The organism is Perlucidibaca aquatica, assembly GCF_001676655.1.
Lineage (GTDB): Bacteria > Pseudomonadota > Gammaproteobacteria > Pseudomonadales > Moraxellaceae > Perlucidibaca > Perlucidibaca aquatica.
The window spans coordinates 884165-896285 of sequence record NZ_LZDB01000002.1 but is presented as its reverse complement, the minus strand read 5'-3'; the positions used below and the strand labels follow the sequence as shown (position 1 = coordinate 896285).

General features: G+C 53.5%; 10 protein-coding genes. 3 read left to right on the top strand and 7 right to left on the bottom strand.

Annotation, left to right across the window (positions count from 1 at the left end; all coding sequences use genetic code 11):
- The first annotated feature begins 151 nt into the window (after nucleotides 1-151).
- Both A8710_RS07930 and A8710_RS07925 read left to right on the top strand, forming a co-directional pair.
- A complete protein-coding gene (locus tag A8710_RS07930) occupies nucleotides 152-427 on the top strand; it encodes an HU family DNA-binding protein (RefSeq protein ID WP_068860697.1) in 276 nt (91 codons plus the stop codon).
- 100 nt (nucleotides 428-527) lie between these two features.
- A complete protein-coding gene (locus tag A8710_RS07925) occupies nucleotides 528-2420 on the top strand; it encodes a SurA N-terminal domain-containing protein (protein ID WP_068859463.1) in 1893 nt (630 codons plus the stop codon).
- A gap of 78 nt (nucleotides 2421-2498) precedes the next feature.
- Here the strand turns inward: A8710_RS07925 and A8710_RS07920 are convergent, their stop codons facing one another.
- From A8710_RS07920 to gloB, 7 genes are all read right to left on the bottom strand, one after another.
- On the bottom strand, nucleotides 2499-3290 hold the full coding sequence (locus tag A8710_RS07920) for an enoyl-ACP reductase FabI (RefSeq protein WP_068859460.1): 792 nt from the start codon (nucleotides 3288-3290) through the stop codon (nucleotides 2499-2501).
- 59 nt (nucleotides 3291-3349) lie between these two features.
- Nucleotides 3350-4960 (bottom strand): ABC transporter ATP-binding protein, encoded by a 1611-nt coding sequence (locus tag A8710_RS07915; RefSeq protein WP_068859458.1) that lies wholly within the window; start codon nucleotides 4958-4960, stop codon nucleotides 3350-3352.
- A complete protein-coding gene (locus A8710_RS07910) occupies nucleotides 4957-5997 on the bottom strand; it encodes an ABC transporter permease (protein ID WP_068859456.1) in 1041 nt (346 codons plus the stop codon). The genes A8710_RS07915 and A8710_RS07910 overlap by 4 nt, the downstream gene beginning before the upstream one ends.
- The gene (locus tag A8710_RS07905; protein WP_068859454.1) at nucleotides 5994-7073 is read right to left on the bottom strand and encodes a microcin C ABC transporter permease YejB; all 1080 of its coding nucleotides are present in this window, start codon (nucleotides 7071-7073) and stop codon (nucleotides 5994-5996) included. The genes A8710_RS07910 and A8710_RS07905 overlap by 4 nt, the downstream gene beginning before the upstream one ends.
- Complete coding sequence (locus A8710_RS07900) at nucleotides 7073-8887, bottom strand: extracellular solute-binding protein (protein WP_068859452.1); 1815 nt, start codon at nucleotides 8885-8887, stop codon at nucleotides 7073-7075. Before A8710_RS07900 ends, A8710_RS07905 begins: the two co-directional genes overlap by 1 nt.
- 15 nt (nucleotides 8888-8902) lie before the next feature.
- Nucleotides 8903-10450 carry a transglycosylase SLT domain-containing protein gene (locus A8710_RS07895; RefSeq protein ID WP_082968736.1) on the bottom strand — a complete coding sequence of 516 codons (1548 nt, stop codon included), beginning with the start codon at nucleotides 10448-10450 and terminating at the stop codon, nucleotides 8903-8905.
- Between the two features lie 159 nt (nucleotides 10451-10609).
- Nucleotides 10610-11389 (bottom strand): hydroxyacylglutathione hydrolase, encoded by a 780-nt coding sequence (gene gloB / locus A8710_RS07890; protein WP_068859448.1) that lies wholly within the window; start codon nucleotides 11387-11389, stop codon nucleotides 10610-10612.
- Nucleotides 11390-11451: 62 nt separating this feature from the next.
- On the opposite strand from gloB, the gene A8710_RS12250 reads away from it, so the two are divergent.
- The gene (locus A8710_RS12250; RefSeq protein WP_157686350.1) at nucleotides 11452-12114 is read left to right on the top strand and encodes a hypothetical protein; all 663 of its coding nucleotides are present in this window, start codon (nucleotides 11452-11454) and stop codon (nucleotides 12112-12114) included.
- Nucleotides 12115-12121: the final 7 nt, after the last annotated feature.

The following is a 12121-nucleotide window of genomic DNA, read 5'->3' as shown; positions in this document are numbered from 1 at the left end:
AGTAAATTTTTATGCTGAAAACAGGGGTTTTAATGGAGTTGTGCTTGATTCCTTTGCCCCTGCGTTTTATAAAACAACTCACTTGCGTGGCCCTGTTGCCAGCAGCTGAACTACTCCAATAATCAAAATGTCTATCGAAAAGGGGACGCCTGTGAACAAGTCTGAATTAATTGACGCCATTGCTGAAAAAGCTGACATGACCAAAGCGGATGCCGGCCGTGCATTAGACGCAACCGTTGCTGCCATCACAGCAACCTTGAAGGGTGGCGATGCCGTTACTCTGGTTGGCTTTGGTACATTTGCTGTGAAAGAACGCGCCGCTCGTACAGGTCGTAACCCGCAAACGGGTAAAGAAATCAAAATCGCCGCCTCCAAGACTCCGTCCTTCAAGGCCGGTAAAGGTCTGAAGGATGCCGTAAACGTCTAAGGATGTTTTGCGGTTAAAGCAGTACCCGAAAAGCGCGCCTACTCTGGCGCGCTTTTTTCTAGCGTCTTAATGACGCATCCATTTAGCGTGTAGGTTGCTCATGCAAGCGTTTCGTGATGTGGTTCGTGGTTGGTTAGGGAAGGTCATGCTCGGCCTTTTGGCGCTTCCGTTGGTGTTGGTTGGTGTCGAGTCCTATTTCGGTGGCAATTCTGAAGTGATCGTTGCGGAAGTTGATGGGCACGAGATATCTCAAACGCTGCTGGATAAGGCGTTTGAAAATCAGAAGCAGCAAGTGTTGGCCCGTATGGGCGCCGAGAGCGTTCTTACAGATGAGCAACAGAAGCAGTTGCGGGAGCGTGTCTTAAACAGCCTGATACAACGCCAGCTGTTGCTGACATCAGCACACGATGCCGGTTACAAGGTTTCTGATGCCACGATTCAAACCTTGATTCAGAGCACTCCGACATTCCAAGAAGCCGGCAAGTTTTCGCCCTCTCGCTATGCCTTAGTCCTGAGCCAAATTGGCGAGACACCGGCGACATTCCCTGAGCGTGCCCGCGAAGAGATTTTGACCTCACAGCGCGTGTCTGGCTTGCTCATGAGCGCGTTTGTCACACCAACAGAGTTAGATCAACTGAGTGCTTTGGATAGCCAGCAGCGTGATATTAGCTATGCCATTATCCCAGCGAATCGTTTCCTAGCTAACGTCAACGTCACGAATGCTCAAATCAAAGCGTTCTACGATAAAGATCAAAGCCTGTTCAGCCGTCCGGAAGTGGTCAGTGTGAATTACCTGGCGTTGACCCGTGGCACGTTTGCCGGACAAGCCAAGTCAGACCCGGAAGCTGTGAAAGCTCGCTATGACGAACGCGTAAAAGCCTTGGCCAGTACGGAAGAGCGTCAAGCGGCGCATATCCTGATTGCCATTGATGACAAAGTTAAGGACGCGGATGCCAAAGCCAAAGCAACAGCGCTGGCTAAGCAGGTAGCGGAGGGGGCTGACTTTGCCGCATTGGCGAAGGCAAACTCCAAAGACCCAGGCTCGGCGGCCAATGGCGGCGATTTGGGCTTGACCGCTCGTGGCCAGTTTGTGCCTGAGTTCGACAAAGCGCTTTTTAGCCTGAAGCAAGTGGGTGACGTGTCGGACGTGGTTAAAACCCCCTTTGGCTACCATCTCATTAAGCTGCTGGCCATTAAGCAACCGACTGTCCCTAGCTTTGCTCAGCTTCAAGCCGAATTGGAGCAGGAAGTTCGCGCTACACAGGCAGATGAGCTGTTTGCTCAGGCCGTGGAGAAGCTAGATGCAGCGGTTTATGAGTCATCTGACTTACAAGGCCCTGCCAAGGCCTTCAATCTTCAGGTTCAAACCTCGCCGGTCTTTGATCGTCAGGGTGCCGCAGGTGTTTTCAGTGAGCGTAAAGTACTGGATGCCGCCTTTAGCGACGACTTGATCAAAGAGCGTAAAAACACCAGCGCGATCACGCTTAAAGATGGCACCACACTGTGGTTGAGCCTGGCCTCGCACCAGCCATCACGCAAGTTGCCATTGGCGGAAGTGTCTTCGGTTATCCGTGCCAAACTGCAAATTCAACAGGCACTGGCGCTGGCTAAGCAGGCGGCTGAGGTCGTTGCACGTGACAGTAAAACTTTAGGTTTTGCCGCGGCAGCCAGCAAAGCCGGTTTAAGTGTTCAAGTGCAGACGGGCGTGACACGTCGAGATACCGCGCTTAATCCATTGCTGTTGCGCGAAGTCTTCCGTATTGCACCGCCGAAGGGTACGGCGTTGAGCACGGGTGTGGCGGAGTTGGGTGATGCCGTTTCGGTTATTGCTTTAAGCGCTGTTAAGCCGGGTGTCGCACTGGCGGGCACACAACGTTCCGCTACGCAAACCATGCTGGGTGAAAACCGCGGCCAACAAGAACTTCAAGATGTTTTGGGTTTCTTAAAGGCCGAAGCTAAAATCACCTTGAGAGCAAATAATTCAGCGGAGTAATCGTCTGAGTCTGGCTCAATAAAAAGCCGCGCAACTTGATGAGAGTAGCGCGGCTTTTTAATGCCTGAAACAAGACGCTTAGACAGAGTCTAGTGCAGGCATCGCAACGGTATTGAAACCACCATCCACATATAAAATCTCACCGCTAATACCAGAGGCTAAGTCTGAGCACAGGAAGGCTGCGGCATTGCCGACTTCCTCGATGGTGACATTTCGACGCAGCGGAGTAGCGGCTTCGTTATAGGACAACATTTTACGGAAGTCTTTAATGCCACTGGCTGCCAGCGTGCGAATCGGACCCGCCGAGATGGCATTCACGCGAATTCCCTCTGGACCCAAGCTGGCGCCGAGGTAGCGCACATTGGCTTCCAAGGAGGCCTTCGCTAAACCCATGACATTGTAGTTAGGCACGACGCGCTCAGAGCCCTGATAGGTGAGCGTTAGCAAGCTGCCACCGCGTCCCAACATCATCGGCTTAGCGGCTTGTGCTAAGGCACTAAAGCTAAACGAGCTAATGTCATGAGCAATGCGGAAGCCTTCACGCGTGGTGATGTCCACATAATTGCCTTCTAGCTCATGGCCTGGCGCGTAACCGACCGAGTGCACGAGAACATCGAGGCCATCCCAATGTGCAGCTAGGGCGCTAAAGACACTGCTAATTTCATCATCTGAGGCAACATCGCAAGGAAACGTCAATGTTGAGCCAAAGGTCGCTGCAAAGCCTTCAACGCGGCCTTTCAGCTTGTCATTTTGATAAGTAAAGGCGAGTTCGGCACCCTCACGATGCATCGCTTCAGCAATGCCATAAGCAATTGAGAGTTTGCTGGCGACGCCCACAATGAGAACGCGCTTGCCGGTCATCATGCCCATATCAGGCTCCTGTTCGGTGAATTTGAGTCGTTTAACGGTGGCAAAAAGTATAGTGGCATTTAGGTCTGCACGGGCAGCGGTGGCGGCGAAAGAGTCAGGCTCATCGCAGAAACCAACGCCTTGGTATAGGGGTGTTGTGGCGTTTGGAAAGTTCGCTGGCAATCACCAGACTCGACGACTTTGCCCGCCTGCATCACTAAGACGCGGTGGCAAAGCGCTTGAACTACGCGCAAATCATGGCTAATGAACAAATAGCTAATGCCACGCTCCCGTTGGATATCACGGAGCAGGCTAAGAATTTCGCCTTGGGTATGGCGGTCTAAGGCCGAGGTAGGTTCATCGAGCACTAAGACCGCAGGGTCCAAAATCAGCGCACGTGCTAGCGCGATGCGTTGGCGCTGTCCGCCGGAGAACTCATGTGGGTAACGGTGACGACACTGGGGGTCGAGTCTCACCGCTGTCAGTGCCTTACAGACAGCAGCATCCAATGCCGCTTCCGTTAAGGCCTGATGTGCGCGTAACCCTTCGCTGATCAGGGCGGCTACGGTCAGTCTAGGGTTAAGACTGCCATAGGGGTCTTGAAACACCAGCTGCAACTCGGCACGTCCCCGTCGAAGCGACTCGCCTGACAGCTTCAGCCAATCCTGACCCAAGAGCACCACGCGCCCGGTGGCAGGAGTAAGTCTGAGAATGGCCGCCGCAAAGCTGGATTTACCGGAGCCAGACTCGCCCACAATGCCCACCGATTCGCCTTGCGCCAAGGTAAGCCCTAATGAGCAGACGGCGTCACGCCAATGAGACACCGCACCCCACCACGTTTTTTCAAGGGCATAGCGCACATTGAGTTGGCTCACGCTCAGCGTCACGTTGGCATCTTTGGGGCGTGGGCAGGGCTGGCTGTTCGCAAACGGTTGCAGCAAGACGCGGGTGTAGTCGTGTTTGGGTTGCTGAAACACGTGCTCGGTTTTATCGGCTTCAATCACTTGGCCCGCTTGCATAACCATGACGCGATCGGCGTAACGTTGAACCTGCGGCAAGTCATGACTAATGTGAAGAATGGCAAGCCCACGGCGTTTTTGTAGCGACTTTAACAAGTCCAGTATCTGATTCTGAAGCAGCGCATCCAAGGCCGTGGTGGGCTCATCTGCAATCAAAAGCTTGGGCGAGTTAGCTAAGGCCATGGCAATGACTACGCGCTGCCGTTGGCCACCGGAGAGCTCATGCGGCCAGGCTTCCAGACGTCGGGCGGCATCATCAATGCCGACTTCGGCCAGCAGGTTTAGCGCCCGCTGCGCCGCTTGGGCAGGGCTGATGGATTGATGTAGCGTGATGGCCTCAATGAGCTGCTTGCCGATGCGATGCAAAGGGTTTAGCGCGGTCAAGGGTTCTTGGTAGACCATGCCAATATCGCCACCGCGTAACTGACGTAAGCGCTCGGGCGAAAGGCTAGCTAAGTCTTGGCCCTGCCAGTGAATCGTGCCCTCACTTTTGAGGCCAGCCGGCAGTAAGCGTAAGCAGGCTAAACCAGTGAGTGTTTTGCCCGAGCCTGACTCACCAACTAGCGCCAACCATTCACCTGCGCTGAGATCTAAGGACACTTTTTGCACCAACTTCTCAGACGCTGAGCTGGTAATCGAGAGCTGTTGAATGCGTAGTAGCGAAGAGGTCATTTCAACGCGACCTGTCGTGGGTCAAAGGCATCACGAAGACCTTCCCCGATAAAGACCAATAGGGTCATGAGTACCGCGAGTGAAAAGAAGGCCGTTAAGCCCAGCCAAGGCGATTGCAGGTTGTTTTTACCTTGCGCGATGAGCTCGCCTAGGGAAGCTGAGCCGGGCGGCAAACCAAAGCCTAGGAAGTCCAACGAAGTCAGTAACCCGATGGCGCCGGTAAAAATAAAAGGCAACAGGGTGAGCGTCGTGACAAGCGCATTCGGTAAGACATGACGCCAGACTAAGAGCCACAGTTTAACCCCGAGTGTGCGGGCGGCTCGTACATAGTCTAGCTGTCGTGTACGGAGAAACTCAGCACGCACCAGACCGCTTAAGTCGGTCCAACTAAACAGGGCTAGGAGACCGAGCAGCCACCAAAAATTGGGCACAACCACGCTGGATAAAATGATCAGCATGAAAAGCACGGGCAGGCCGGACCAAATTTCAATAATGCGTTGGCCGAAAAGGTCTACCCAGCCACCCCAATAGCCCTGAATCGCGCCAGTGCCTACCCCTAAAATGACTGTTGCCAGCGTGAGCAGGCCGGCAAAACAGAGCGAAATACGGATGCCGTAAATTAGCCGTGCTAACACGTCGCGACCTTGGTCGTCTGTGCCTAACCAGTTTTGCGAGGACGGTGCGGAGGGTGTAGGTTCGGCGCGTTCAAAGTGGATGGTGTCGGCGTTGAAACGAATCATGGGCCAGAGCATCCAGCCCTGTTCATTGATGAGTGCTTGCACAGCAGGATCGCGATACACCGTGGAGGTTTCAAACTCCCCGCCAAAATGACGTTCGGGAACATCCTCCAGCAGCGGAATAATCCACTCACTCTGGTATCGAACCAAAATGGGCTTGTCATTGGCGACGAGCTCGGCCCCTAAGGTGGCGATAAAAATCACGATTAGGCTGATTAGCGACCACCAAGCGCGGCGGTTAGCACGGAACTGCGCCCATCGTCTTTGGGTCAGCGGAGACCACGATGAGGAAAGCTTCAAGATGTCACCTGTTCAAAATGAATGCGCGGATCCACCCAGCGGTAACAGAGGTCGCCCAGTAATCGGAGCAACATGCCCATCAGCGTAAACAAAAATAAGGTGCCAAATATGACAGGGTAGTCGCGGTTGATGACGGACTCATAACTGAGTAGCCCAAGGCCATCCAGATTGAACAAAATCTCAATGAGGAAAGCGCCAGTAAACAAAATGCCAAACAGGGTGGCGGGTAGGCCCGCGATGAGAATGAGCATGGCATTGCGAAAGACATGGCCAAAAAGCACGCGCTGCTCACTGGCGCCCTTGGCTCGTGCGGTTAGCACATACTGCTTCTGTAGCTCTTCCAGAAAGCTGTTGCGGGTAAACAATGTCAATGTCGCCAAGCCACCTAACGTCAGGCAGATCGTAGGCAATACCATGTGGTGGGCATAGTCGAGCGCTTGCTGCCAAGGCGACAGGGAAGTGAAATTTTCGGAGACCAGCCCTTGCATGGGGAACCATTGCCAATAGCTCCCGCCGGCAAAAAGAATGATGAGCAGCAAGGCCAGCAGGAAGCCAGGAATGGCATAAGCCACAATGATCATGCCGCTGGTCCACACATCAAAACGGCTGCCGGGGTAGCGCGCTTTCCGAATGCCAAGAGGTACCGCAATAAGATAAATAAGCAAAGTGCTCCACAGCCCGAGCGATAGTGATACGGGCAACTTCTCTTTAATCAGATCCATAACTGATGTGTCGCGATAGAAGCTATTTCCCAAATCAAAGCGGGCGAAATCATTCAGCATTTTCCAGAAGCGCTGAGCCGGAGGCTGGTCAAAACCGTATTGTTTTTCAATGGCTGCAATGAGCTCAGGGTCCAAACCCTGGCTGCCTCGATAGCCATGGCCAGAGGTGCTACTCGAAACGGCAATATCGCCTTGGCTAGACATAACTGAGCTACCGCCAATGCCCTGCAAATGCGCCAACGTACGATCAACCGGCCCACCTGGCGCGGCCTGAATGATGAGAAAGTTAATCAGCAAAATGCCAAAGAGTGTCGGCACCATTAACGCAAGACGTCGCAAGGTATAGGTCAGCATTACTTAGCCTCCGCAGCGGGGCGGCTAAACCACCAGGTATCTAAGCCATCACCAAAGCGAGGCGGGCGCTCGGGTCGCCCAAAGCGATTCCACGCTGCAATGCGAATGACGGGCGTGTGATAGTGAGGAACCACGAGGTGTTGTGCCCGCAGCACCCGGTCTAGCGCACGTACGGCGGTGACCAGTTCGCCGCGATCTTGAGCTTGAGTCACCTGCCCAACCAGCGCGTCCACGGCGGCCGATTTCAGACCCGTCAGGTTGCGGCTGCCCGGTGTAGCAGCGGCTGTGCTACTCCAAAAGCTCCACAGCTCATTACCGGGCGAGCTGGATGCTGGGAAGCCTCCGACTGTCAGATCAAAATCAAACTGACGCAGTCGCTCAACGTATTGCGCCGCATCGAGAATACGAATATCTAAGGTGATGCCTAGGCGCGCTAAATTTCGTTTAAACGGCTGGGTGATACGTTCAAACTCAGGCTGCACAAGCAGCATTTCAAGGCGTAAAGGTTCGCCTTTGGCGTTGATCAATTGACCCTGCTGTACGCGCCAGCCCGCTTGCTTAAGCAGTTGCTGTGCTGCGATGAGGTTGTCGCGATTGTATCCATCCCCCTGACTGCGAGGCGGCATGACGGCCGGCCCGAATACCTGTGGTGGGAGTTGGCGTCTAAACGGCGTTAGCAGTCGCCTTTCCGCTTGACTAGGCAGGCCAGTAGCCGCCAAAGCGGAGTTGTCAAAATAGCTACTGGTGCGCTTATAGGCTTGATAAAACAGGGCGCGATTTGACCACTCAAAATCGAACGCTAAGCTCATCGCCTCTCGGACGCGAATGTCATTGAGGGGGGAGCGTCGCGTATTAAAGAGAAACCCCTGCATACCGCTGGGGTTTTCATGGCGTTGCTCTAGCTTGATGACCTGCCCGTTTTGAACAGCAGGAAAGTTGTATTCGGTCGCCCAGGTTTTGGCTTTGTTTTCTAAGCGAATATCGTATTGGTCGGCTTTGAAGCCTTCAAAGGCCACACTGCCATCGCGATAGTAGCGATAGCTGATGCGTGTAAAGTTATGAAGGCCGCGATTAATGGGGAGTTTCCAGCCCCAATAGTTCGGATTTCGGGCATAGCTTATGCGACGGCCCGGATCAACGTTGGCCACCGTGTAGGGGCCACTTCCAATCGGTATATCTAGGCTGGATTTTTCAAATGCGCGGTTTTGCCAGTAATGTTTAGGCAAAATGCTCATTTCGCCCACGATCAGTGGCAACTCTCTATTTGTTTTGCTGCGAAACTCGAACCGAATCCTCAGTGGGGTTAGGGCTTGAACGTGTTTCACATCAGCAAAGTAAGCTTTGTATGCGGGAGCGCCATGGCTTTGAATCAGCCTGAATGTCTCCACAACATCTGCGGCGCGGACCGGTTTGCCATCACTGAATCGGGCCTCGGGCCGCAGCTGATAAATTACCCACGAGGCGTCCTTAGGGTCACGCTCAATTCGCTCGGCTAACAGCCCATAGCGCGTAAAGGGCTCGTCTGGCGAGGCCACCGTTAGGCTGTCATAAATCCGGTTAATGCCCTCGGCTGAAATGCCCTTGCTAATGAACGGGTTCAGGCTGTCAAACGTTCCGGTGGAATCTAGGCGTAAATGACCGCCGATGGGCGCAGAGGGATTTGCAAAAGGGAAGTGCGTAAAGCCTAAGGGAAGCGCGGGCTGGCCATGCAGTGCCAAGGCATGGCTGATCTCGATGCGAGCTTGACTGAACCCTGCGGCGGACAGTGTGCAACTTAAAACCAGGCCGAAACCTAAGACCCGCCACAGACTCACGTGAAACTCCCTGCGTTAAAGTGCCTTGGAGTTTAAAACACTGGGAAGCACACGCAAGATCAATTCCTGACCCACGGTTAAATATTGGATGCTGCCATTCCAAGCGCGTAACTCGGCCAGAGTGACTTGGTACTGACGGGCGAGCGAGGACAGGGTGTCGCCCTTTACCACGCGACGACGAAGTTCAATACGCGCATCAGATGCGACGTCATTGACTTGAATAACATCCGAGGCCATGGCGCTAATGCGGCGCGCCGTGGGTAGGTTGAGCTCGCGTCCGATGCTTAAGTTGTCGTCACGTTGTGCAAAATTTGCGGCCATCACTGCGGTTGTTGAAAGGCCGAATTCACGAGCAACGGATGTCCACGTGTCGCCAGCTTGAACGATATAGGGCGTGGTTTCGCTACTGAAGCTGGCAGGTTGAACGACAGGCGCATCATTGCTGGGCTTATAGGCAGTAGCAGTGAAGTTATCGAGGGGCTTAGCCTCATTCTTAACCACTAAAACGCGTGGGCCACCGGCAGACTGCATAAGCTGGTTTTCAAGCGCCACGTCTAAGGTTGCTGGTAAATGCCAATGATAAGGGCCTTGGGGCGGGTTGCTGTCACGGCGATACGCGGGGTTTAGCTCACGAATAAAGGCGTGCGATAGGCCTGTAATTTCCGCCACCTCGTTGAGGGTCAAGGGGCTGGTGGTATTAATGGTTCGGTAATAGGGTCGATTGGGAATGCTTGCCATTCGCACGTTGAAGTTTTCGGGCGATTTAAACAGAGCGGCTACCGCTAGGAAGCGAGGCACATAGGCCATGGTTTCAGCAGGGAGCTTTAGGGACCAATAGTCCGTCGGTAGACCAAGGGCAATATTACGCTTGATGGCTCGAGATACGGTACCTGGACCTGCGTTGTAAGCGGCAAGTGCCAGCTCCCAACTATTAAAAATGGAGTTTAGTTTTGCCAGGTAGTCATAAGCGGCTTTTGTGGACGCTAAAGGATCACGACGACCATCGAAATACCAAGTCTGATCGAGACCATACAAGCGACCTGTGTCCGGAATGAACTGCCACAAACCGGCTGCTTGCGAGCGAGACGTCGCCATGGGGTCATAGGCACTTTCAATGACAGGGAGTAAGGCTAATTCAGCGGGTAGTTGACGGCGCTCGGCTTCCGTTACGGCCAGGTACATGTGGCGTTGAGCGCGTTCAAGAATGCGATCCACATAGGCCTGCTTGCCCATCAGAATCTGTTTTTGGCGCTGTAAGCGCTCTTCGGAAAGGTCAGTATCGAGGACGAAGCCTTTGCGGAGTCGATGAATCAAATCATAGCTGCTGCTGTCGTTCTGGCTTAGTGTCGCGCTGCGACTGTTTTCAACCGGCTCTGCCAGGTTGACGATGATGACTTGGCCGTTGCTGAGGGTAACGGTTTCAGCGTTGCTGTCGGCATAAGCGCCGGCAGTACCGGTCAAAACACATAAATACACCAGACGAAGGGAATGGGTTCTAATCGCTAAAACGACCCGCTGGGCGAAGTGTTTTGATTTAGTACTGAGCGGCATAACGGGACTCATAGATAGTGATTCGTGGCATGAAAAAAGAAAAAACCACGAACAAAAAATTACAATGACCCGATAGTAGACAGCGCAACGCTATTCTTGCAAGCAAGTAAATGTATCTAAAGTTATCGCGAATCAACAAGTTGCTTAGCTTAATAAAGGCAAACCCAGAGATTAGCTTTGGTCTTTCCACTGCCTTAGTTGAGCCAGTGTGATGACTTCCGACTGAAATGCTTGCTCGGCAAAGTGCGATACCTGTTCTCTTAGCTCTGGGCTATGCAGTCTTAAAAAGGGATTGATGAGCCGTTCTCGCGCTAGCGTGGTGGGTAAGCTAGGCCGCTTCTGTTCCCGCCATGACGACACTTCATGGTAGGCCAGTGCGAGGGATTCGTTGCTGGGCTCTACGTGTTGAGCAAAGGCTAAGTTCTTTTGAGTGTACTCATGTGCGGGGAATATGTGCGTGTGTGCGGGCAGGTCATTGATGCGCTGCAAGGTATGAAAGAGCTGTAATGGTGTACCTTCAAATAAACGTCCACAACCGGCGCTAAACAAGCTGTCGCCACAAAACAGCCAGGCTGGCTCGGGTAAGAAATAGGCAATATGGCCCAAGGTATGCGCGGAAACATCGATAACGCTGACCTGACCCAGCCCAGGCAGACTGAGCAAATCACCGGGTTTAGCGGCCTCTGTGCGCCAGCGCTGGCATTCATCTGGGCCCCACACTGTTAGCGTTTGCTGCTGAGTTTGTGCAAATGCTTCTAGCGCCTCAACGCCGCCCACATGATCGGCATGGTGGTGCGTGAGTAAAATGCCGGCGATGCGCTGTTGGTTAGCCACTAGCCACGAAATCACCGGTTTGGCGTCACCAGGGTCAACAACCCAGCAGCCTTGATCGGTCTCGATTATCCAAATGTAATTGTCGTTAAATGACGAAATTGCGATGGGGCTATGCATGAGCGCGTGACAGCTAGCGAAGGAGTCTCAATAATAGCCTGAACTTGTGTGAACATACTGTCATGACAGCTCTTCAATTACTGCCCAGTGTGATGTCGCGTACGGCCTGGACTTCGGCGCAAGCCCTCCGTGCACGGGCGAGAATGTCTCTGGTTTGGCAGCGGTACTTACGGGAGTGTCACGGCTTATGGGCCGTTGAGCTGAGTAGTGAGTCGCTTAACCGCGACAACCTGCGAATTCCACATGTTTATCACTTCGGTGAATCCTTTTTGGCTCAGGCCTCTGCATGGCCTATCCAGCCCCTCAGTCTGGACCTAGTGATTTGGCGAGTGGCTGCCAATGACATCGCTGAGCTGCCGGCCGTATTAGCTCAAATGGGCGCCTCGCTGGGACCATCCGCCAGAATACTGATCTGGATAGAGTCACCCCTGCTAAATAGCTGGTGTCAAATCGGTATGCCGCTGTGTTCGGGACACGATTGGGTGTTATGTCAAAGTGCGTGGGGAGACGCGAGGCCCGTCAGCCTGTTTCCCGAGCTGGTCGCAAGTAAATGGTCTGCTGCTTGGCAGCAATGGCTGCCGTTTGGGGCTGAGTGGAGTGTGCAGTTGTGGCAACGTGAAACGATTTGCCCCAACACACCCCGCTTAAAACGCCGTGCAAAAAAATCGACATCGACCACCTTAGGGTGGCAACCACAATCCACCATTGATCATTCAGCGAAGTAGGAAGTTA